A 20,545-nucleotide genomic window follows, 5' to 3' on the forward strand; every position below is an offset into this window, starting at 1 on the left:
GTTCTACACCGCTGGGTACCACCGGTCCGACTCGGACACGCGTCCGAGCGCGGGCGTCACGTCCGGCACACCGCCCCCGCGTCCACCAGCCTGACTCCGCGGGCCGCGCCGGAGAGGGGCGCCCCGCCTGCCGGGCGGCGGGGCCCCCCGGGCGCCCGGGCTCCGTCGGACGCCCCGTCTGGGGCGTGGAGGTGAACCTGGTCGCCGAGGACGGATCCACGGTGGAAGGCCCTGACGCGATCGGCGAGATCGTCGTCCGCGGGCACAACGTGATGAAGGGCTACTACAACCGGCCCGAGGCGACATCCGAGGTGATGCGCGACGGCTGGTTCCGTACCGGCGACCTGGCACGCCGGGACACCGACGGATGGCTCTACGTCGTCGACCGCACCAAGGACCTGATCATCCGCGGCGGCTTCAACGTGTACCCACGGGAGATCGAAGAGGTACTGCTCACCCATCCCGCCGTGAGCATGGCGGCGGTCATCGGAGTGCCCCACGACAGCCACGGCGAGGAGATCAAGGCATGCGTTGTCCTCACCCCGGGAGCCGAGCTCTCCGAGCAGGACCTCATAGCGTGGTGCAAGGAGCAGATGGCGGGCTACAAGTACCCCCGCCTGATCGAGTTCGTCGATGTCCTGCCCACCAACGCCACTGGCAAGATCCTCAAGCGCGAGCTCCGGACACGTCTCCGCGCGTGAGTGAAGCGCTCCGGATCTGATGGAGGCTCCGGACTGTCCCGGAGCGGTTCATTCGCGGTTTCGGCCCGGCAAGGGTCTTGCAGTGGCGGCTTCTTCGGCCAGGCCGCGCTTGCGTGTCATGGCCACCGGCAAGCCGGCACCCGGCTGACAACGGCGTCGCCACCCGAACACGGCCGGGACCCGCCACACAGGCTCTCGCCACGCGGCCGCGTCAGGCGTGGCCGAGGAGTTCCTCGCGCCGCGCTAGCGCCCACGCACGCTCCTCCTCGATGTCCGGGATAAAGTCCTGCCGCAGGAACGTCGCCCAGGGGTCTGAGCCGAGTGGGCCCAGACGCGCGATCCGCTGGGCCTCGTCGCGTTGCAACCGTGCCAGCGCGTCCAGCACGGCGGCCGGGTCCGCGCCGTAGGCGTCGCACAGCAGCCGCAGCCGGCGTGCCAACGGTGCGCCGTCCTCGCCGTAGCCGACCCTGCGCTGACGGTCGGGAAGCCGCAACGGCACGCTGTACCAGGCAAGTTGCGCGAGGTCCTCCAATGCCTCACCGGGGATGGCCAGGTCCCAGTCGATGACGCCCACCAGGCGGTCGTCCGCCCAGACCGAGTTCCAGCTCGTGAGGTCGCCGTGGCGCATGATCAGCCCGGGGCGCCAGCGGGCGTCCGGGTCGCACCAGATGGCCTGCGACGAGGGCCGGAAGTCGCGTACGGCCTCGTGGTAGTCGCGCAGCCACCGCCCGAGCGCGGTGACGCCCTCGTCCGCGAGGAGTGCTCGTGGCCATGGGTACAGCCCGACCTCGCCGCGCAGTAACGACACCACCTCGTGGTCGTCCACGGGACCGTCACCCAGGGCGCGCGGTGCGCCGGTGAATCCCATCTGTTCCAGGTGGCGCAGCAGCTCCCGCACCGACGGGGTCCACACGCGCCAGGGCCTGCGGATAGTCTCGCCCTCACGGCGCACCATCGACAGGCCGCCGCGCATGGATTCACCGTCCTGGATCATGAAGGAATTTTAGAGGTCGTCAAGTACGGGGCGTGAGTTATCGAATGAGGGCCATGTAGTGGAGTCGGGCGATGCCGAGCATGGCCTGGTGAACGCCGTTGCCCTTGAGCAGGCAGTCCCGCAGGATCTTCCGGTTCTCAAGGCGGGACAGAGCGTGTTCCACCCGGGCCCGGCGGTGAACGGCGTTCTCCGCCTCCTGCCGCGGGGTGAGAGGTGTTTGACCGCGTTGTCTGCGGTGCGGGATCAGCAGGTCGGTGTCCTGGTGGCCGTCGTCGGCGATGACCGGGGCGCCGCGGCGGGCCCGGTCCGCGCCTGACTCGGTGAAGGCCCGGCAGTCGTTGCGGCTGCCGGACAGCGGGAGACCGATGGCCACTACCAGGCGACTGTCGGCGCCGATCTCGTCCAGGGCGTGTTCGGCCTCGGACACGGCGCCTTCGATGTCCGGCAGTGGGACGGTGGCGAAGTTGCCGAAACGCCCCGGATGCCTGGTGACCAGGTCTGCCACGTACTCGTTGACCCTGCGGGCCATGTCCCGGCGTTCCTGACTCTGCCAGCCGACAACGCTGGGAGCGGTGAGCGACAGGATGCTGGTGGCGATCTGGTTGTCGTCCGTGAACTTCAGGTGTGCCTCTGGGCTCCAATGCGGGGTGGTCCAATCCGAGGGGTCTCCACCGTGGCTCGGCAGCGCCTCGCCCCAGAACGGTGGCACCACGTGGGAGTGGACGTCGATACGACCTGCGTTTGCCATGAGAGTTTCCCTTTCGGCTGCCACCTTCGGCAGAGGCGCTTGGAACGTGGCTCGCCGGTCTGAGGCTTCCCATTTTCTTGGGTACGGGGATGAACTGGGGGCTGTCCGCGGCCTGCTCCGGGGTCAGGGAACAAGCAGGTCGACTGGCACGCGAGTCGGCCGGCGTCAATCGCCTTGAGTGATGAAGCCGACCAGAGCGGCGGCGACGGCGGCGGGTTGTTCGTCCGGGATGAAGTGTCCTGCGTCCGGCACGACAGTCCCGGTGATGTTGTCGGCCCACAGCCTGAGGGAAGCTGCCATGTCAGGGATGGAGCCGTGGCTGCTGGAAATCCCGAGCACCGGCACCGTCAGGTGCTGTTGTTCAAGGGCCTCGTGGTTCTTCCGCGCCGATTCAGCGGCGTCTCGGTAGTAGGCCAGGGAGGCGCGGAGTCCGCCGTCGGCGGCGACGGCCGCGGCGTACTGCTCGATCTCGGCGTCGTCGAAGGTGTCGGGAGAGAGGGTTTTGACCTTCAGGAACCACTCGACGTACTCGCGTTCGCGGCCTGAGAGCAGTGTCTCGGGCAGGTCGGGCACGAGATGGAATGCGAAGTGCCAGGTCTTCCACGCCATCTCGGGGTCGGTCGGGATGGTGTCGGGGAGTGTGATACCCGGGATTCCGGCGTCGAGCAGTGCGACGCCATGCAGCTGGCTCTCGTACTTCAAGGCGAGGGAGAAGGCGACCCACGCGCCGATGTCGTGGGCGACCAACCAGTATGTCGAAACTCCGAGCGCTTTCACCGCGGTGTGGACGTACGCGGCGACCGTGTGCGTGTCGTAGCTGCCGACCGGGCGTTCGGAGTGGCCCTGGCCTGGCAGGTCGATCGCGATGACATGGAATCGGTCGGCCAGGTGGGGCATCACCTTTCGCCATGCCCACCAGGTTTGCGGGAATCCAGCCAGCAGCACGACGGCTGGGCCGTTCGACTGACCGCCCTCAACGGCATGAAGTCGGATACCGCCCGCGTCGACCCAGCGGTGAGTGAAGCCGGCCAGGTCGTGCAACGGCAGGTCGCGGACTGGGTTGTCGAACGCACGGGCGGTGATTGCAGGGTCAGTCATGGTTTTCCTTCATCGGTGTTGGGTGTGCTGGTCCGGTGTGTCGGCCGAGGCGAGGCCTGTGAACGTGGTGAACACGACGAGAGCGGCGAGCATGGTGCTCGAGATCCGCGTCGTTGCCGGATCCCATAAGTAAGCAGATCGCACATTTATAGTGTTCAGCGCCATTGCGGGCTCGTCTGAGGTATCCAGCCGGAGTGCGCCGTTGAGGCGGAGGCTGCAGAGCTACTCGGGTGCGCGTTGACTGCAGTACGCCGCCCTTTGGCGCGGGACTTGACGGGGGTTTCATGGAGTGCGGCGCCCGCTCAGGTCATGGCGGTGGTGGGCCAGAACCCGGCGTGTGCCCGGCGCCTGTCGGCGGGCGGAACAGGCTGTAGGCGGACGTCTGACGCGAGGTCGTCGATCATCGTGCGGCCTTTCGAGTGCCAGAACCAAGGCCCTCACGCTAACCATCTTGGACCGATCGGTCAAAGATGATTCGACCGATCGATCCAAGACGCGAGTAGGCTCACGCCAGAGACGTGACAGGGATGTGAAGGAGGAAATACGCGCCGTGTCCGGCCGAAAGCAGTTCGATATCAGCGCGGCCCTGGACCAGGCCATGCGGGTGTTCTGGCAGCGCGGGTACGCGGACGCTTCGCTCGATGCCCTCGGTTCGGCCACCGGCCTCGGCCGGGGCTCGCTCTACGGCGCCTTCGGCAACAAGGAAGAGCTCTTCGGCAAGTGCCTCGACCGCTACTCGTCGATCTACGGCGCGCAGTACGAGCAGGCGCTCGCGGCGCACCCCGGTGATCCGGTGCGCGCGGTCGAGGCGTTCTTCGACGTCGTCCTGAGCCGTATCGCCGACCCGTCGGTCCCCGTGGGGTGCCTCATCGCCCAGTCCGCCGCGCAGTCAGTGACGCTGAAGGAGGAGAACAGCGCGCAGGTGCGTGGCCTTCTCGAGATACAGCGCCGGCGGATACGTGCGGCGCTGGCGGACTCCTCTGCCGACAGCCGAACCCTCGACGAGCTCGCCACGTTTGTCGTCGCTGTCAACCAGTCGCTGGCCGTGCTGAGTCGTGCAGGCACCTCGGATGCCGAGCTGCGCTCCGTGGCCCGGCTCGCATGCACGACGGTGGCGGACACCCTCGCCCGGACGGCATCCGCGAACGTGGCTGGCGATTCCTGAAAATGATGGTGCGGCTGCCGGCGCCGGCCGAGATTGCACCCATCGGATCCGGCGCCTCAAGTGACGCGCGCCGGGTGAAGGGCGCCTGGTGCCGCTGCCGGGCGTGATCGCGGGCAAAGCACGTGATCATGTGCGGAGCCCGGCGATCTCTTCGACGGTCGTGTCCGTGTCATGCCGCAGCTGCTTCCAGGTGGACCTTCAGCTGGTCGGCGGCGTCGCCGTGGCGGCCGGCATGGCGAGGGTGAGTAACGCCCGGTCCCGGTGGCCGACCACGCGGTCTGCCGGCGGGTCGCCCTGACCGTCGAGAAGGAAGCGCCGCAGTTCCGGGTCGGCGGTGTCCAGGGTGTCGATCTTTTCCAGCGATTCCTGGGCCCGCCAGGGTGGCCGCTTCGTGTCGTGCCAGGACCTCGCTGGCTGCCGGAAGGCTGCCAGGGCCCCGGTGTCGTATGGCATGGCTCGTCCCCTTCTTCCCTGGGGGTGGATGCCACGGAAGGGGCGCTAGTAACATTGGAGAACTACTTGCAATTCAGCACTACTACGGATTGCCGACGAGGAGAAGCCGTGTCCGAACGCCCGAGTCACGCCACCTTCCAGCATGGGCAGGAGTTCCTGGCCGCGATCTCCGAGCGCTGGAACTACCAGATCCTGCGGGAGGTGTTCTTCGGCGTCGGCCGGTTCGGCGAACTCAAGCGGGCCCTCGGCATCTCGGCGAACATCCTCACCGCGCGGCTCAACAGCCTCACCGAGCTGGGCCTGCTCAGCAAGCACGCCTACCGGCCGGACAAGCCGTGGTACGAGTACCGGCTCACCGACAGTGCCCGCGAACTCGTCGTCCCTGCCATCGTGACCATCACGCGGTGGGCCGAGGCGAACGCGGCGGACGGCGACTCCGTACATCACTCGTTGATGCACACGGAGTGCGGGAATCCGACCGACCCGTACCTCGCGTGCAGCAGCTGCCATCAGCCGGTCGAGGCCTCTGCGCTGCGGCCGGTACCCGTCGAGGACGGACCTCGCTGATCACCTCGATGTGAGGCGGGAGGCGCCTGGTTGCATTTCGAAACTAGTAGCCATACGCTACTAGTGATGGACTGTATTCCTCCTTGACTGCGGAGAGGACCGATCATGACCGCCAACTGGCTCGAGGGACTCACCGAGAAGCTGATCCCCACCTCGCTCGGACTCGTCAATGTCCGCGCCGGCGGCCGCCCCGACGGCCCGGCCATGGTGTGCTGGCCCAGCCTGATGATGGACGGCATCATGTGGCAGTACCAGTACGAGCACTTCGCCCCCACCCACCGCGTCGTCCTCATCGACAGCCCCGGCCACGGCAAGTCCGACGCTCTGCGCAAGCTCATCGATCTCAAGGACTGCTCCGACGCGCTCGTGGAGATCCTCGACGCGCTCGGCATCGACAAGTGCATCCTCGTGGGCAACAGCTGGGGCGGCATGCTCGCCGGGGTCTTTCCCGCCTATCACCCACAGCGAACCACGGCGGCGATCGGCATCAACTGCACCGCCTCCCTGCCCACCATGTTCGAGAGCATCTGGGCCACCGCGCTGTCCACCTATCTCTCGCTGCACGCGAAGATGCCGCCGCTGGCCGCCAAGGCCGCGCGCGGCGCGTTCGCCGGCCCCACCGCCGAGGCCACCAACCCCGAATTCCTCGACTTCACCGACTTCGTCCTGCAGGACGACCCGAAGTCGGTCGCCTGGGCGCTGCGCAGCATCCTCATCGGCCGTAAGGACGAGCACCGTCGCCTGAACACCATCCGGAACGTGCCCGTCCTGATCATCGCCGGCGAGGAGGACAGCCAGTTCCCCGTGCACGTGGTGCGGAAGATGGCCGACGCCATCGAGGGCAGCACCTTCCGCGTGCTCCAGCACACCGCCCACCTTGCCGCGCGTGAGAACCCCGAGGCGGTCAACGCCGAAATCGACGCGTTCCTCGCCGCCTTGCCCATCGCGGCCTGATGAGGCGACCACCACCATGACAGACACCGCACACGCGACTGCCGTACCCGAGTGGGTCCTGAAGTTCATGGAAGCCATCGACACCCTGAACTTCGATGAGGGCTTCGCGCCACTGACCGAGGACACCGACATGTACTTCGGCACCGCACACATTCACGGTGTCGACGCCATCAAGGCGTTCTTCGTCAAGATCGACGCACCGCTGAACATCACCCATGAGGTCCTGGAGTGCTGGGTCGCCGGTGACGGCGTCCGCCTGCTTCGTGGCGAGGCGACCATGGCCAAGAAGAGCGAGCCGGACCAGGTGGTGCGCGCCCCGTTCATGCACATCTTCTACCTCGACCAGGAAGTGCCGGTTCGCGTCCGGGCGCTCCGCATCACCGCGGGCCCGCTCCAGACCGACGCCGTGATGTAACGACAGGCACCTTCCGACGTCGACGTCGCGCCCTACGCAATGTGCACGGCAGGCCCGCGTGAAGCTCTTGCGCGGGCCTGCCGTCGTAGGTGCTTCCAGTGTGCGGGCTTCCTCCTGTGCTTCAGAGGTATCAGCACGCTTGCATTTGAGATCGCCGCCGCCGTGACCTTCCTCGCCTCCGAGCAGAGCAGCTTCATCACCGGTTCGAGCATGTACGTCGACGGTGAGGGAATGGCTCGGCGTTGCCCCCGCTGGCGCCTCCTTCGAGATCGTCGAGTACGCCATCTATCAAGTCCGCAACGGACGGTTCGTGCACATGGCCGCCCTGCACGACACCGACGAACTTCTCCGACAGCTGACCAGCTGACCTCCGGGATCAGCACCAGCAACCCAAAGAACAACCCCGAACACCGCAAACGGCCCGCTCGGGCCACATTGGGGAGGATACGCATGACCATCACACTGATCACTGGGGCCAACAAGGGAATCGGCTTCGAGACGGCCAAACAGCTTCTGGCGTTGGGTCACGTTGTCTACATCGGCTCGCGTGACGACGAGCGAGGCGAGAAGGCGGCGGCAGCGCTTGGCGTCTGGACCCGCGCGCCCTGCCGTCCGCTCGGCCAGGCAGGCTTCTGACGGTCTTGCGGACCTTCTCGCCTCCCTGCTCTGTCACATCAACGGAACGTGGAATTCGAGGCGGAATCGGCTTCCCACGGCTGGGCGCTGTGACTGGCTGAGTTCGGTTACGGGTGTGCCTCCGTGGCTGCGACGGCCTTGGGCCCAGCAACTGGTGTCGGCATCGCCCACGCGTACCTGATCGCTGTCATCGGTCTGCTCGCGGACCGCGCTTCCGGACTGCCGCGTGCCCGATTTTGAGGCCGATTCCGACGACGTGCCGATGGCACGCTCGCTCATACTGCGGCGACCGCAGGCGCGGGGCGGCGCTGAGGGCACGGGTTCTGGGGGGTGCCGAGCGGCAGGGCTGGATCGACGTTTTGGAGGGTATCCGAAGCAGGTACAGGCACGGTGTCTTGAGAAGGGGGTGCCATTCCAGGCACGACGGAACGCATCGAGCGGCTCGCCGGGAGCCGTCAGGGGCGACGGCTGGCCGAGCAGGCACGTCGAGCCGCTGCCGACCCGCGTCGTCGGGCCCAAGTCCGGCGCCTCTGGGGAAGCTTGGATGCCGTCGCTGACCGCACTCGCCTCAACTAGGAAGGATCGCCGTGGAAAGTTCGTCGCTCCGGGCAGTGGGCTGGGCGCGCACGCTGCCCTTGAACAGTGAAGTGAAGACCGCCCGTGACTGGGCACGTGAGCATTTGGACGCGCGGGGCTGGACCACCGCTGCTCCGCAGACGGTGGACGCGATACTGCTCACCGTTTCCGAGCTGGTGACCAATGCACACCGGCACGCCCACAGCAGCGCCCAGTTGGTGATGATCTGTGACGATCATTGTCTGCATGTCTCCGTGCACGACAACTCCCGTGACCTGCCGGTTCCTCGGGAGGCCGGCACCGAAAGCCTCGGCGGGCGCGGCATGCTCCTGGTGGACGCCGTGGCCGACGCATGGGAGTCGCACCCCTGTCCCCACGGGAAGTCGGTCAGCGCATGCTTCCGCGTGCCCGACGCCTCGACGCACGACGTGGACGCGCCGACGCCGCCACGACGCCAGTAGATCTTTGTTGCTGCTCGGGGTACCCGGCGGCGGACGCTGGTAGTGGAAGCCCTCCATGAACACCGTGCCCGCCTTGGCGACGGCCTCGTGGACCTCGGTCGCCTCCGCCGCGTTGCTCGCGGACGGCTTCTCGGTGAGGACGTGTTTGCCGGCCCGGAGGGCGGCCAGGTTCCACGGCCCGTGCAGGCTGTTGGCCAACGGGTTGTAGACGACCTCGATCTCCGGGTCGGCGACAAGGTCGGCGTAGGAGCCGGCCACCCGTTCCACGCCGTGCGTGGCGGCGAAGGCCTCGGCCCGGTCGCGGTCGCGGGCGGCCACCGCGACGAGGCGGTGTCCGCCGGTGCGGGCCGGCCCGACGATCGACAGCTCGGCGATCCGGGCCGCGCCCAGGACGCCGATCCGCAGGGGCTCGTCCGTCATCCCTTGCGCACCTCGTCGAGTCGTACGGGCCGGTGCTCACGGAGCGACAGGGTGCACGCCTCGGCGATCCAGCTCGCCTCGATGGCGTCCGCGACCGTGCAGGGGGAGGTGCGGGTACCGGCGACGACCTCGGTGAACGCGGTGAGTTCGGCGCGGTAGGCGGCGGCGAACCGGTCCATGAAGAAGTCGTGCGGGGTGCCCACCGGGAACGTGACACCCGGCTCCACGGAGCGCAGCGGCAGCTTGTCCTCCAGGCCGACCGCGATGCTGTCCTTCATGCCGTGCAGCTCCAGGCGCACGTCGTAACCGCGCGCGTTGTGACGGGAGTTGGAGATGACGGCGATGGCGCCGTCGTTGAGGGTGAGCAGGGTGGACGCCGTGTCGACGTCACCCGCCTCACGGATGTACTCCGCGCCGCGGTTGCCGCCGGTCGCGTAGACCTCGACCACCTCGCGGCCGGTCACCCAGCGCACGATGTCGAAGTCGTGCACGCTGCAGTCGCGGAAGATGCCGCCGGAGACGGCCACGTAGGCGGGCGGCGGCGGGGCGGGGTCGAGGGTGGTGGACCGTACGGTGTGCAGGTCGCCGAGTTCGCCGCTCACCACCGCCTTGCGTGCGGCCACACAGCCCGCGTCGAAGCGCCTGTTGGGCGGCCACACTCCGGTCACGGACCGGGATCAGGGTGCCGTCGACGATCCACAACCGGTCTGCTGCATCGGCCGGGTGGGCGACGGGTTCTGGCGCGAGCAGCGGTCCCAGCCGTTGGATGACTCGGCACACCGTGGAGAAAGAGACACCGAACAGCGGACCCGTCTGCCGCATGGTCAGGTTCGTGCGGAAGCACACCGTGCCCCTCAGCACCCGTTCGGCCCGCGGAAGAGACCACGGCCGGCCCCGCAAGGTGTCGACCCGCAGCCGGGCCAGGTCGTGCTGATCAACGGCGCCACCGGCGGGGTGGGCCGATACGCGCTCCAGCTGCTCGCCGCCCGGGGCGTGACCGTCGTGGCGACCGGCACCGCCGCCGATGCGGAACCCAGCACCGCGCTCGCGGCCACGACCGTCGTGGACCACACCACCGGCTCGATTGCGGAACAAGTCCGGGCCGCCTACCCCGACGCGCTGATGAACCTCGTCGGGAACACCCCGGCCCACGTCCCGCTGGGGCGCCGGCGCCATCCCTACTAACACGGCTCGCCAGGACCCCCCGGCGTCGTGAAGCACGCCACCCCTGGGTTCAGGGATGGCCTCCGATGCGGTGCCGGATGCCGATCGCCGCTGCTCCGACCGCCGTCGCCGTGGCGGCGGCGACGGCCGGATGGCGGGCGAGGGCGGCCTGCCAGGAGCGGGGGTGGGCGCGGTCGTCGAAGGACCCGTGTGCGCCGTGGTCGGTGGCCGGCGGGTTGTCGGCCGGGGTGAAGAGGTTGTCCGGGCCCGCCGGGCGGGGGCCGTCCGTCTGCTGGGAGTCGAAGCCGGTGCGGGCCAGGTAGCGGTCCAGGACGGCCGGGGCGAGTCGGTTGGCCAGGATGGTGGCGGCTGTGCTGGCACCGATGTAGTACTGCTTGCGCCGGGGATGGTCGGCGGCGTGCAGTACGCCGCGGGCGGCGACCTCGGGTTGGTAGATCGGCGGGACGGGCTGTGGTTGGTGCGGGAGCCGGGAGCGGACCCAGGAGAACTGCGGGGTGTTCACGGCGGGCATCTGAGCGATGGTGATGCGTACGTTGCTGCCCTTGTGCAGGAGTTCGACGCGTACGGCGGAGGTGAAGCCGTTGATCGCGTGCTTGGCGCCGCAGTACGCGGACTGGAGCGGGATGGCCCGCTCGCCGAGCGCGGAGCCGACCTGCACGATGGTGCCCCGGTCACGCGGCACCATCCGGGCGAGGGCCGCCCTGGTGCCGTTGACGAATCCGAGGTAGGCGACGGCGGTGACCCGCTCGTACTCGTCCGGGGCGATCTCGGTGAAGGGTGCGAACACACTGGTGAAGGCGCAGTTGATCCAGACGTCGATGGGTCCGAGGGACTTTTCGACGGCGTCTGCGGCTGCTTCGACCTGGTGTGCGTCGGAGGTGTCGGCCTGGTGGACGGAGGGCAGCCCGCCGAGCTCCGTCACCTCCCGTGCCGTGGCCTCCAGCCCGTCGCGGCCGCGGGCGATGAGGGCGATGCGTGCCCCGCGCCGGGCGTAGAGCCGGGCCGTGGCACGGCCGATGCCGGCGCTGGCTCCGGTGATGACGACGACTTGCGTCATGGTCGGCTCCTTGTCGTGCCGTCAGCTGGTTCGGTAGCGCGCCGCCCGCTCGCCGGCGAGGCTCAGGCCAACTCCGGGTGCCTCGGAGCGGGCTACGGCGAGGGCACCGCCATCGGCATCCAGGACGCCGTCGAAGAGGAGGCGCTCGATGCGGACGTGGTCGTGGAACCACTCCAGATGCCGCAGGTTGGGCACCGAGGCCGCCGGGTGCGCGTGGGCGTGCGGGGCGCAGTGCCCCGAGATCTCCAGGCCATGGCTGTGGGCCAGTGCGGCGGCCCGCAGCCACACGGTGATGCCGCCGCAGCGGGTGACATCGGCCTGGAGGCAGTCGACGGCCCCGGCTGCGAGCAGATGCCGGAAGTACGGGAGGATGTAGCCGTACTCGCCCGCCGTGACGTCGGCCGTGATCCGGCCGCGGACGAACGCGAGGTCCTCCAGGTGGTCGGAGGAGACCGGCTCCTCGAACCACACCACTCCCTCGTCCACCAGACGGCCCGCTATCCGGACCGCCTGTTTCACGCCATAGCCCCCGTTGGCGTCCACGTACAGCTCGGCCGTGTCGCCGATGCTCGCTCGGGCCTGCGCCACCCGCTCCAGGTCGCGCGCCTCGCGGCTGCCCCAGGACTCCCCGATCTTGATCTTGACGCGCGGAATGCCCTCCTCCTGCACCCACCCGCGCAGTTGCCGGTCCTGCCGTTCTTCGTCGTACGTCGTGAAACCGCCGCTCCCGTAGACGGGAACCTCGTCGCGGGCCGCGCCCAAGAGGTCCACCAGGGGCAGCCCGAGCAGGCGTGCCTTGGTGTCCCACAGCGCGATGTCGACGGCGGAGATCGCCTGGGCCGCGATCCCCGGCAGGCCGGCGTTGCGCACCGCACGCTGCATGGCCTCGTTGGCGCGCGGCACGTCCAGGGCGGACAGGCCGGTGACGACCCCGGCGAGCAGGTCGTCGACGACCCGCGCGGCCACCGCCGGGGCGTAGGTGTAGCCGAGGCCGGTGACCTCGCCGCAGTGGACGGTGGCCAGGACGAGCGTGGTGCTGTCCCAGGCCAGGGTGGAGTCCGCCTCGGGCGTGTCGGTGGGCACGGTGTAGACGGCGCTCTCCACCCGCTCCACCCTCCACGCGTCGGTCACCGGTGGCCGCCGGGCAGGAACTCCTGCATCTTGGCCTTGAAGCCCTGCCGGACCATCCCCGCCCGGTCGCTGTCGCCCTTGAGGACGGCGGAAGCAGCAGCCTCGATCTGATCGAGGGTGGCGTGCGGCGGGATCGGCGGTACGGCGGGGTCGGTCACGAAGTCGAGCACGCACGGCCGGTCGGCGGCGAGCGCGGCCTCCCAGGCGCCCGTCACTCCGTCGGGCTGCTCGATCCGCATGCCGGTGAGGCCGAGGGAGCGGGCGAAGTCGGCGTACGCGACGTCCGGGAGGGACTGCGAGGGCAGGAACTGCGGGGCGCCCTCCATCGCGCGCATCTCCCACGTCACCTGGTTCAGGTCCCGGTTGTTGAAGACGGCGACGATCAGCCGCGGATCCTCCCAGTCCCGCCAGTACTTGGCGATGGTGATGAGCTCGGCCATGCCGTTCATCTGCATGGCCCCGTCGCCGACCAGGGCGATCGCCGGCCGGTCCCCGTGCGCGAACTTGGCGCCGATGGCGTACGGCACGCCCGGCCCCATGGTGGCCAGCGTCCCCGACAGCGAACCGCGCATTCCGCCCCGCAACTTCAGGTGCCGGGCGTACCAGTTGGCGGCCGAGCCCGAGTCAGCGGACAGGATGACATCGTCCGGGAGCAGCCCGTTCAGTGCGTGCGTCACGTACTCCGGGTTGATCGGCTGCGCCTCGACGGCGGCCCGCCGCTCCATCACCTCCCACCAGCGGGTGACGTTGTTCTCGATCTTCTGCCGCCAGGAGGTGTCCTCCATCTGCTCCAGCAGCGGCAGCAGCCGGCGCAGCGTCCGCGCCGCGTCCCCCACGAGGTTGACCTCGAACGGATAGCGCAGCCCGACCATGTGCGGATCGATGTCGATCTGCACAGCCCGCGTCTTCCCGAACTCCGGCAGGAACTGGGTGTAGGGGAAGGACGAGCCGATCACCAGCAGGGTTTCGCACTCACGCATCAGCTCGTACGACGGCCGGGTACCGAGCAGCCCGATCGCCCCGGTGACATACGGCAGGTCGTCGTCGAAGGCGTCCTTGCCGAGCAGCGCCTTGGCGATTCCGGCACCGAGCCGGTCGGCGACCTCCGTCACCTCCGCCCGGGCGCCGCGCGCGCCCTGACCGATCAGAATCGCGGCCTTGCCGCTGGAGTTGAGGACATCGGCGGCCCGCTGGAGGTCGTCGTCGTCCGGTACCGGCGCGTAGTGCGGCATGCCGAGACTGGACGGCACCATCTTGAAGGCGTGCCCGGGCGGTGAGTAGTCGAGCTCCTGGACGTCGGCCGGAACGATCACGGCGGTCACCGACCGGCGTGCCATGGCGGTGCGCATCGCCCGGTCGAGCACGTTCGGGAGCTGCTCGGGGACTGTGACCATCTCGCAGAAGTCGGAGGCGACGTCCTTGTAGAGGCTCAGCAGGTCGACCTCCTGCTGGTAGGAGCCGCCCATCGCGCTCCGGTTGGTCTGCCCGACGATCGCGACCACCGGCACATGGTCGAGCTTGGCGTCGTACAGGCCGTTGAGGAGATGGATGGCGCCGGGCCCGGAGGTCGCGGCGCAGACTCCGACCCGGCCGGAGAACTTGGCGTAGCCGACGGCCTCGAACGCGGACATCTCCTCGTGGCGGGACTGGATGAACCTGGGCTTGTTGTCGGCCCGCCCCCAGGCCGCGAGCAGGCCGTTGATGCCGTCACCCGGGTAGGCGAAGACATGCTCCACGTCCCACTCGCGCAGCCGCTGGAGGATGTAGTCGGAGACCTTCGTCGACATGGTGGAAAACCTTTCCTGGAATGGGGTGCGCGTCATGCGCGGCGCAGATGTCGTACGGCTGCCAGTGCGGCCGTGGCCGTCAGCGTGCCGACGGTCGCGGTGGTCGCCCAGCGGGCCGTGCCGGAGGGTTCGGCGGGCCGCCGGGCCAGCCGTTCGGGACGGTCGCTCGGCAGCGGGCCGTCCAGGCCAAGGGCCAGCGCCTCCGCCAGGTGCAGGGCCCGGCGTCCCGTGGCACCCTGTTCGATCTGGGTGCGGCAACTGAAGCCGTCGGCCAGCAGCAGACTGCTCGGAGCGGCCTCCCGGACCGCCGGCAGCACGCCCGACTCGCCGATCTTCATGGACATTTCGTGGTGGCCGCGTTCGAAGCCGAAGTTGCCGGCCAGGCCGCAGCAGCCCTCGTCGAGGACGTCGGCGTCGATGCGGGCGCGGTCCATGAGCGCGCGGTCGGCGTCGAACTTCATGATCGCGTGCTGGTGGCAGTGCGTCTGTACGGTCGCCTGCCGGGCCAGTGCGGGTGGTCGCCAGCCGTCCGGGGCGTGGTGGACGAGCTGTTCGGCGAAGGTCCGCGTCTGCCGCGCCAGCCGCCGTACGTCCTCGTCGTCGGGCAGCAGTTCGGGCGCGTCGGACCGGAAGACGGCGGTGCACGACGGCTCCAGGCCGATGACGGGGGTGCCCGCGTCCAGATACGGCCGCAGGACATCGAGGGTGCGGCGCAACACGCGCTTGGCCGTGGCCAGTTGCCCGGTCGAGATCCAGGTCAGCCCGCAGCACACGGGCGCCTCGGGCACAGCGACCCGGAAGTCGGCGTCCGCCAGGACCCGGACGGCCGACTTCGCGACCGAGGGATGGAAGTGGTTGCTGAAGGTGTCCGGCCACAGCACCACGGTTGCCGGATCCGCGGGGTCCGGCTGCTCGATGCCGAGCGCGCGCCACCACCGTACGAAGGACCGCTCGGCGAAGAGAGGAGCCTGCCGGTCCCTGTCCACACCCGCGAGCCGCCTGCCCAGCCGGCCGAGGACCGGCGCCTGCAACGCGCTGTTCGCCAACGCGGGTACGCGCTCGCCGAGTTGGGCCCACAGGGGCAGCCAGCCCATCGAGTAGTGGGCGGCGGGACGCGGGCGTCCCGCGTAGTGGTGGGCGAGGAACTCGGCCTTGTAGCTGGCCATGTCCACGCCGGTCGGGCAGTCCGACTTGCAGCCCTTGCAGGCCAGACACAGGTCCAGGGCGTCCCGGACCTCGCTGGACCGCCAGCCGTCCTTGACCGCCGAGTCGGGGTGCCCGTCGAGCATCTCGAACAGCAACCGGGCCCGGCCGCGCGTCGAGTGTTCCTCCTCTTTGGTGGCCCGGTACGAGGGGCACATCACGCCGCCCCGCTGCGAGCGGCAGTTGCCGATGCCGACGCAGCGCAGCACCGCCCGGGTGAAGGAGCGGTCGTCGTCGGGATAGCCGAAGTGCGTGTCACGGGGGGCCGGCCGCCAGGAGGCACCGAGCCGCAGCTGCCCGTCCACGGGGTGCGGGTTCACCACCTTGCCCGGGTTCATCCGGTTGCCCGGGTCGAACAGCGCCTTCAGCTCACCGAAGGCGCCCACCAGCCGCTCGCCGAACATCCGGGTCAGCAGCTCGCCCCGGGCCTGGCCGTCGCCGTGCTCGCCGGACAGCGAGCCGCCGTAGGAGACGACGAGGTCGGCGGCTCGTTCCAGGAACCGCCGGAAGTCCGCGACGCCCTGCGCCGTCTTCATCCCGAACGGGATCCGGGTGTGCACGCACCCCTGCCCGAAGTGCCCGTACAGGGACGGATGGTCGTAGCCGAACTCCTCGAACAGCCCCTTCAGGTCACGGAGATAGTCGCCCAGCCGCTCGGGCGGCACGGCGGAGTCCTCCCAGCCCTCCCAGGTCTCCCGGTCGTCCGGCGGCCGCGCGGTCACGCCGAGCCCGGCCTCCCGGGCCCTGAGCATCTTCCGTTCGCGTGCCGGGTCGTCGGAGAAGGCGACACCGGCGTCCTTCTCCGACCGCCCGAGGTCCTTGAGCAGGGCGTGGGCCTGCTCGTCGACGTCCTCCTGGCTGTCCCCGGTGAACTGCACCAGCAGCCAGCTGTCCCCGTCCGGCAGGGTGCGCAGCGAATCGAGATAGGCGTGCTCCTCGCGCATCAGCTGCGCCATCCGCCCGTCCAGGGCCTCCAGCTGACCGGGGGAGCAGTGCTCGAGGAGACGGGGCACGTCGTCGGCGGCCCGGCAGATGTCGTCGTACCCGAGCACCAGCAGTGACTCACACGGCGGTACGGGGACCAGGTCGAGCTCGGCGTGCAGGACGGTCACCAGGGTGCCCTCGCTGCCGACCAGGGCCTTGGCCACGTCGAAGCCGTTCTCCGGCAGCAGCGAGTCGAGGTTGTAGCCGGAGACCCGGCGCGGGATCTTCGGGTAGCCGCGCCTGATGTCCGCGAGATATTCGGTGACCAGGCGTTCGAGCCCGTCGTAGAGGTCGGCGCGGCGGCCGCCCTCGGCGGCGATCCGGGTCCGTTCGGCCGGTGTGGTGGGCCCCGCCCACATCCGCAGCCCGTCGTACGTCAGCACTTCGAGGCGGCGGACGTTGTCGACGGTCTTCCCGTACGCCTGCGCGGACGCCCCGCACGAGTTGTTGCCGATCATCCCGCCGAGCGCGCAGTGGCTGTGCGTCGAGGGCTTCGGGCCGAACTGCAGGCGGTGGCCGGACAGCCGGCGGTTGAGTTCGTCCAGGACGATGCCGGGCTCCACCACACAGGTGCGGGCGTCGGGGTCCACGGAGACCAGGGCGTCGCAGTACTTGCTCCAGTCGATGACGACGGCCGCGTTGGTCGTCTGCCCGGCCAGGCTGGTGCCTCCGCCGCGCGAGAGCACGGGCACGTCGAAGCGGGCGCAGACCTCCACCGCGTGCGCCCCGGCCTCGACGGTGCGGGGGACGACCACACCGAGCGGGATCTGCCGGTAGTTGGAGCCGTCCGTGGAGTAGGCGCCCCGGCTGCCGGCATCGAAGCGGACCTCGGCGTCGGTCTCGGCACGCAGGGCCGCCACCAGGTCGCCAACAGGCTCTCCGTGGACGAGTTCGCTCATGACCGACCTCCGGTCTGGTGCGGGGTTTCCTCCGGGACGGGCCACCGGGTACCCCGGAAGTCCACTTCCCTCGCCAGGACAATCCGGGCGCCCATGTTGCGTTCCATCATTTCCAGCGCGGCGGCCTCCAGATGCGGATGGATGGAGGCGACCGCGTCCCTCGGCACGGTGACGTCCAGATGGCGGATGTGCGCGTCCAGGGCGGAGTAGAGGACGCACTGCTCGGTGACCTGGCCGGTCAGCACCACCGTTCCGACGCCCAGTTGCCACAGCAGGTACGACAAGGGCGTGTCATAGAAGATCGAATGGCGGGCCTTGACGACGAAGAGTGAGTCGTCGTCGGGGCGGATCGGCTCGACGAGGTCGGCGTGCGGGCGTGCGAGCGCGGTGTCGACGAGTTCGCCGTGGTGGGAGCGCCACAGCCCGAAGTTGTCGTTCGCGTAGATCACCGGTACGTGCGCGGCGCGGGCTCGGCCGATCAGTTTCGCCAGAACCGGTACGGCACCCTCGGCTGCGGGCACCAGCAGCTCCGCGTCCTCGTGGTCGTACGTGTTGATCATGTCGATCACGATGAGCGCGCTGCCGTCGCTCTCTCCGGGCCCGGGCACGGGGAACTCTCGCCTCGTGCGGTCAGCCCCGCAGCCGGGGCAGGACCTTGGTCCGGTAGAAGTCGAAGAAGCCCTGCTGGTCCTTGCCGATCTGGTTGACGTACACCGTGTCGAACCCCGCGTCGACGAACTCCGACAGCGCCTTCGCATGGGCTTCGGGATCGTCGCCGCACGGGACCGACTCGGCGACCTGCTCCTCGGTGACCAGCTGGGACGCCTGTTCGAAGTGACGTGGGGTGGGCAGGACCTGCGGGAGTTCGCCGGGCAGCTGCTCGTTGGCCCACAGCCGGTGCGCGGTACGGACCGCCTCCCGCTCGTCGGTCCCCCAGCACACCTTGAGCCCGCCGTACACCGGGTTCGTACCGCCGCCACCGCGCCGGAACCGCTCCACCACGGACTCGTCCGGCGTCATCGTGATCAGCCCGTCCCCGATCCGTGCGGCGACCTCGGCGGCCTGCGGGCCGAAGGCCGAGACGTCGATCGGGACCGGCTCGTCCGGCACCGTGTAGAGGCGGGCGTTCTCGACCGTGTAGTGCTTGCCGTGGTGGCTGATCTGCTCGCCGGTGAACAGCCGCCGGATGATCTGGAGTGCCTCTTCCAGCATCTCCAGCCGCACCGGCGCCTCGGGCCAGACGGTGCCGAGGATGTGCTCGTTCAGCGCCTCGCCCGTGCCTACGCCCAGCCGGAAGCGGCCGTTCAGCTGGACCGCGCTCGTGGCGGCAGCCTGGGCGATCACCGCGGGGTGTGTACGCACCAGCGGGCAGGTCACGGCCGTCTCCACGGGCAGCGAGACCGCCTGCGAGAGGGCGCCGATCACCGACCACACGAAAGGACTCTGGCCCTGGCCGCCGTGCCACGGGTGGTAGTGGTCGGAGATCCACAGTGCGTCGAATCCGGCCTGCTCCGCCATCCGCGCCTGCTCGACGAGTTCCGCCGGGCTGTGCTCCTCGCACGAGAGGAAGTATCCGAAGTCCGCCATCGTGCCTCCTGAACCGCGTCCGTCTGGGTGACCGCTGCCGAGTACCCCGTGGCGGCCGGGTTGTACACGGTGTCGCCTGCGGGAGAAGGGGTACCGGGGAAGAGTGCCTTCGCGGGTACGAAAGCCCAGGCCACGGCGATGTTACGGAGGTGCCTATGGCACTGCGCGCTCTGCCCCGGAAGACCCTGCGGAACTGGCGGACCTGGCGGGACTGGCGACGCGGCGACGATCTGCGGATCCCGGCCGGCTCGACCGAGGTGGAGGACGCGAGCCGCCGCTTCCTGCTCTTCGGCGCCCTCCCGCTGTGGGTGGTGCCGGGCCTCGCCGACTGGTGGATGCACCGGCGGACCCGGATCGAGCACACCAGCGGAATCAAGGAGTCCGCGGTCCACGCGCTGATGATGACCGAGGCCGGGATCCCGGTGGTCATGGGCCTGCTGGCCCGTGTCAACCCGCTGGTGCTCAGCGTGATGGGCGGCGCCGCCCTCGCCCACGGCGCGACGGCCCTGTACGACGTGTCGCTGGCCGTCGGTGACCGGGAGGTCCGCCCGATCGAACAGCACATCCACAGCTTCCTGGAGGTGCTGCCGCTCACCGCCCTGGCCTTCACCGCCTGTCTGCACGCCGACGCAGTCCGTAAGACCCTGCGGGGCGGCCCGGACCCGCAGGACTGGCGCCTGCTGCCCAAGGAGCACCCGCTGCCCGCCGCGTACCTCGCGGGGCTCGCCGGGATCATCGCGGGCGGTGTCGTCCTGCCGTACGCCGAGGAACTGCGGCGCTGTCTGCGCGCCGCGGTGGGCGAGGGGAGCCGACGATGACAGCCGCCTGCCCTCGGGTAGGGCCCAGGAGCAGATGGCGGCGGTCTTCCCGCCGCTGAGCTTCATCGCGGTGCATCCGGCGACGGCTCCGGCCAGGCGCCGGGCGGGGGAGCGAGATCCCGGGCAGCGCGGCCCTCTCGGCTCCTGAGAGCACCGTCAGCCGCTCGGCGGCCTCGCGCAGGTCGCCGCGGTGGTGCAGGAGCCGTTCGGTGAACAGGCAAGTAGGCGTCACACGGGGAAGGCGGCCCTGGTCCATCCGTAGATCGGCCGGGGACGGGACGACATCTTGCGGGGCATCGCGGAGCTCGCCGGCGTGGTCGGCCAGGTCGCGCAGGGTCGTGAAGAGGCAGGCGGTGGTGTGCTCGTCGTCGGCGTGCGTGAGCTGTGCGCTGACGCGCCCGTGGTCGAAGAGGCGGGCGTCGATGTGATGGTGGGCGCGCAGCCAGTCGGCGGCGCGGTAGCCGGTGGTGTCGAGTTCGGCGACGTCGATGACGACCCGGAGGGGATCGAAGTCGACGGGCGGCGGGCCGACCCCGCGGTCACAGGTACCCCACCTGGCATGAGGCGCCTCCCAGTTCGTCTGGTGACCCGTTGCGCCTCCCGTCGTCGACGGTGACCCAGCGGTCGGCACCCTCGCGCTGGGAGCGTCGGCGACTCATCCGATCGGGTGCCGAGGCCCGGTCGCGCGAGTGTTTCGCGGCGGCGG

20 protein-coding genes and 4 pseudogenes are annotated in these 20,545 nt (G+C 69.6%); 11 read left to right on the top strand and 13 right to left on the bottom strand.

The annotated features are described in order from the left end of the window. Positions 1 to 185 precede the first annotated feature (185 nt). Entirely contained in the window at positions 186 to 701 is a 516-nt protein-coding gene (locus ACWGJB_RS40920; protein WP_453385093.1) for an AMP-binding enzyme, read from the top strand. 211 nt (positions 702 to 912) lie between these two features. On the opposite strand, the gene ACWGJB_RS40925 is transcribed toward ACWGJB_RS40920, so the two are convergent. The 3 genes from ACWGJB_RS40925 to ACWGJB_RS40935 all read right to left on the bottom strand — a co-directional run bounded on the left by ACWGJB_RS40925 (position 913) and on the right by ACWGJB_RS40935 (position 3,541). Then, complete coding sequence (locus ACWGJB_RS40925) at positions 913 to 1,695, bottom strand: phosphotransferase (RefSeq protein WP_453385094.1); 783 nt, start codon at positions 1,693 to 1,695, stop codon at positions 913 to 915. A gap of 37 nt (positions 1,696 to 1,732) precedes the next feature. Further along, a complete protein-coding gene (locus ACWGJB_RS40930; RefSeq protein WP_453385095.1) occupies positions 1,733 to 2,443 on the bottom strand; it encodes an amidohydrolase family protein in 711 nt (236 codons plus the stop codon). Positions 2,444 to 2,608: 165 nt separating this feature from the next. After that, positions 2,609 to 3,541: an alpha/beta fold hydrolase gene (locus ACWGJB_RS40935; protein WP_453385096.1), complete on the bottom strand. Its 933-nt coding sequence runs from the start codon at positions 3,539 to 3,541 to the stop codon at positions 2,609 to 2,611. Positions 3,542 to 4,091: 550 nt separating this feature from the next. Between ACWGJB_RS40935 and ACWGJB_RS40940 the strand changes: the two genes are divergently transcribed. Beyond that, entirely contained in the window at positions 4,092 to 4,706 is a 615-nt protein-coding gene (locus ACWGJB_RS40940; protein WP_453385097.1) for a TetR/AcrR family transcriptional regulator, read from the top strand. Positions 4,707 to 4,904: 198 nt separating this feature from the next. On the opposite strand, the gene ACWGJB_RS40945 is transcribed toward ACWGJB_RS40940, so the two are convergent. Then, positions 4,905 to 5,159: a hypothetical protein gene (locus ACWGJB_RS40945; RefSeq protein WP_453385098.1), complete on the bottom strand. Its 255-nt coding sequence runs from the start codon at positions 5,157 to 5,159 to the stop codon at positions 4,905 to 4,907. 108 nt (positions 5,160 to 5,267) lie between these two features. Between ACWGJB_RS40945 and ACWGJB_RS40950 the strand changes: the two genes are divergently transcribed. The 6 genes and pseudogenes from ACWGJB_RS40950 (at position 5,268) to ACWGJB_RS40975 (ending at position 8,768) form a co-directional block, all read left to right on the top strand. After that, positions 5,268 to 5,726, top strand: coding sequence for a winged helix-turn-helix transcriptional regulator (locus ACWGJB_RS40950; RefSeq protein WP_453385099.1), 459 nt, complete (start codon positions 5,268 to 5,270; stop codon positions 5,724 to 5,726). Between the two features lie 105 nt (positions 5,727 to 5,831). Next, positions 5,832 to 6,680 (top strand): alpha/beta fold hydrolase, encoded by an 849-nt coding sequence (locus ACWGJB_RS40955; RefSeq protein ID WP_453385100.1) that lies wholly within the window; start codon positions 5,832 to 5,834, stop codon positions 6,678 to 6,680. A 16-nt stretch (positions 6,681 to 6,696) separates the two neighbouring features. Further along, on the top strand, positions 6,697 to 7,095 hold the full coding sequence (locus tag ACWGJB_RS40960) for a nuclear transport factor 2 family protein (protein WP_453385101.1): 399 nt from the start codon (positions 6,697 to 6,699) through the stop codon (positions 7,093 to 7,095). A gap of 223 nt (positions 7,096 to 7,318) precedes the next feature. Then, the gene (locus ACWGJB_RS40965; RefSeq protein ID WP_453385102.1) at positions 7,319 to 7,462 is read left to right on the top strand and encodes a hypothetical protein; all 144 of its coding nucleotides are present in this window, start codon (positions 7,319 to 7,321) and stop codon (positions 7,460 to 7,462) included. A gap of 83 nt (positions 7,463 to 7,545) precedes the next feature. Continuing rightward, positions 7,546 to 7,683: pseudogene (locus ACWGJB_RS40970) on the top strand (SDR family NAD(P)-dependent oxidoreductase); the annotation flags it as partial. A gap of 635 nt (positions 7,684 to 8,318) precedes the next feature. Next, positions 8,319 to 8,768, top strand: a complete 450-nt coding sequence (locus ACWGJB_RS40975; RefSeq protein WP_360483207.1) for an ATP-binding protein — start codon at positions 8,319 to 8,321, stop codon at positions 8,766 to 8,768. Positions 8,769 to 8,807: 39 nt separating this feature from the next. Here ACWGJB_RS40975 and ACWGJB_RS40980 read toward each other — a convergent pair. From ACWGJB_RS40980 to ACWGJB_RS40990, 3 pseudogenes are all read right to left on the bottom strand, one after another. Beyond that, positions 8,808 to 9,188, bottom strand: a pseudogene (locus tag ACWGJB_RS40980) (Gfo/Idh/MocA family protein); the annotation flags it as partial. After that, positions 9,185 to 9,835: pseudogene (locus ACWGJB_RS40985) on the bottom strand (Gfo/Idh/MocA family protein); the annotation flags it as partial. The pseudogenes ACWGJB_RS40985 and ACWGJB_RS40980, both read right to left, overlap by 4 nt. A gap of 4 nt (positions 9,836 to 9,839) precedes the next feature. After that, positions 9,840 to 10,085, bottom strand: a pseudogene (locus tag ACWGJB_RS40990) (helix-turn-helix domain-containing protein); the annotation flags it as partial. 30 nt (positions 10,086 to 10,115) lie between these two features. Between ACWGJB_RS40990 and ACWGJB_RS40995 the strand changes: the two are divergent. Then, on the top strand, positions 10,116 to 10,373 hold the full coding sequence (locus ACWGJB_RS40995) for an NAD-dependent epimerase/dehydratase family protein (protein ID WP_453385103.1): 258 nt from the start codon (positions 10,116 to 10,118) through the stop codon (positions 10,371 to 10,373). Positions 10,374 to 10,422: 49 nt separating this feature from the next. Here ACWGJB_RS40995 and ACWGJB_RS41000 read toward each other — a convergent pair whose 3' ends face one another. The 6 genes from ACWGJB_RS41000 to ACWGJB_RS41025 all read right to left on the bottom strand — a co-directional run bounded on the left by ACWGJB_RS41000 (position 10,423) and on the right by ACWGJB_RS41025 (position 19,021). Further along, complete coding sequence (locus ACWGJB_RS41000) at positions 10,423 to 11,430, bottom strand: SDR family oxidoreductase (protein WP_453385104.1); 1,008 nt, start codon at positions 11,428 to 11,430, stop codon at positions 10,423 to 10,425. Between the two features lie 21 nt (positions 11,431 to 11,451). Next, positions 11,452 to 12,561, bottom strand: a complete 1,110-nt coding sequence (locus ACWGJB_RS41005; protein WP_453385105.1) for an enolase C-terminal domain-like protein — start codon at positions 12,559 to 12,561, stop codon at positions 11,452 to 11,454. Then, entirely contained in the window at positions 12,558 to 14,348 is a 1,791-nt protein-coding gene (locus ACWGJB_RS41010) for a thiamine pyrophosphate-requiring protein (RefSeq protein WP_453385106.1), read from the bottom strand. Before ACWGJB_RS41010 ends, ACWGJB_RS41005 begins: the two co-directional genes overlap by 4 nt. 32 nt (positions 14,349 to 14,380) lie before the next feature. Further along, a complete protein-coding gene (locus ACWGJB_RS41015; protein WP_453385107.1) occupies positions 14,381 to 17,434 on the bottom strand; it encodes an FAD-binding and (Fe-S)-binding domain-containing protein in 3,054 nt (1,017 codons plus the stop codon). Next, the gene (locus ACWGJB_RS41020) at positions 17,431 to 17,994 is read right to left on the bottom strand and encodes a cysteine hydrolase family protein (protein WP_453385124.1); all 564 of its coding nucleotides are present in this window, start codon (positions 17,992 to 17,994) and stop codon (positions 17,431 to 17,433) included. The genes ACWGJB_RS41015 and ACWGJB_RS41020 overlap by 4 nt, the downstream gene beginning before the upstream one ends. 70 nt (positions 17,995 to 18,064) lie before the next feature. After that, the gene (locus tag ACWGJB_RS41025; protein ID WP_453385108.1) at positions 18,065 to 19,021 is read right to left on the bottom strand and encodes an LLM class F420-dependent oxidoreductase; all 957 of its coding nucleotides are present in this window, start codon (positions 19,019 to 19,021) and stop codon (positions 18,065 to 18,067) included. A 155-nt stretch (positions 19,022 to 19,176) separates the two neighbouring features. Here ACWGJB_RS41025 and ACWGJB_RS41030 point away from each other — a divergent pair, with 155 nt between their 5' ends. Beyond that, on the top strand, positions 19,177 to 19,839 hold the full coding sequence (locus tag ACWGJB_RS41030; protein ID WP_453385109.1) for a diguanylate cyclase: 663 nt from the start codon (positions 19,177 to 19,179) through the stop codon (positions 19,837 to 19,839). A gap of 286 nt (positions 19,840 to 20,125) precedes the next feature. Further along, positions 20,126 to 20,455, top strand: coding sequence for a hypothetical protein (locus tag ACWGJB_RS41035; protein ID WP_453385110.1), 330 nt, complete (start codon positions 20,126 to 20,128; stop codon positions 20,453 to 20,455). Positions 20,456 to 20,545: the final 90 nt, after the last annotated feature.

The sequence above is a fragment of the Streptomyces sp. NPDC054813 genome, from assembly GCF_053611365.1.

Bases quoted from the DNA above. Each gene is read 5' to 3' on its own strand.
- ACWGJB_RS41025 (WP_453385108.1), bottom strand. From the start codon at position 19,021: ATGGCGGACTTCGGATACTTCCTCTCGTGCGAGGAGCACAGCCCGGCG.
- ACWGJB_RS40925 (WP_453385094.1), bottom strand. From the start codon at position 1,695: ATGATCCAGGACGGTGAATCCATGCGCGGCGGCCTGTCGATGGTGCGC.
- ACWGJB_RS41030 (WP_453385109.1), top strand. From the start codon at position 19,177: ATGGCACTGCGCGCTCTGCCCCGGAAGACCCTGCGGAACTGGCGGACC.
- ACWGJB_RS40935 (WP_453385096.1), bottom strand. From the start codon at position 3,541: ATGACTGACCCTGCAATCACCGCCCGTGCGTTCGACAACCCAGTCCGC.
- ACWGJB_RS40955 (WP_453385100.1), top strand. From the start codon at position 5,832: ATGACCGCCAACTGGCTCGAGGGACTCACCGAGAAGCTGATCCCCACC.
- ACWGJB_RS40945 (WP_453385098.1), bottom strand. From the start codon at position 5,159: ATGCCATACGACACCGGGGCCCTGGCAGCCTTCCGGCAGCCAGCGAGG.
- ACWGJB_RS41015 (WP_453385107.1), bottom strand. From the start codon at position 17,434: ATGAGCGAACTCGTCCACGGAGAGCCTGTTGGCGACCTGGTGGCGGCC.
- ACWGJB_RS40930 (WP_453385095.1), bottom strand. From the start codon at position 2,443: ATGGCAAACGCAGGTCGTATCGACGTCCACTCCCACGTGGTGCCACCG.
- ACWGJB_RS41000 (WP_453385104.1), bottom strand. From the start codon at position 11,430: ATGACGCAAGTCGTCGTCATCACCGGAGCCAGCGCCGGCATCGGCCGT.
- ACWGJB_RS41010 (WP_453385106.1), bottom strand. From the start codon at position 14,348: ATGTCGACGAAGGTCTCCGACTACATCCTCCAGCGGCTGCGCGAGTGG.
- ACWGJB_RS40960 (WP_453385101.1), top strand. From the start codon at position 6,697: ATGACAGACACCGCACACGCGACTGCCGTACCCGAGTGGGTCCTGAAG.
- ACWGJB_RS41020 (WP_453385124.1), bottom strand. From the start codon at position 17,994: ATGATCAACACGTACGACCACGAGGACGCGGAGCTGCTGGTGCCCGCA.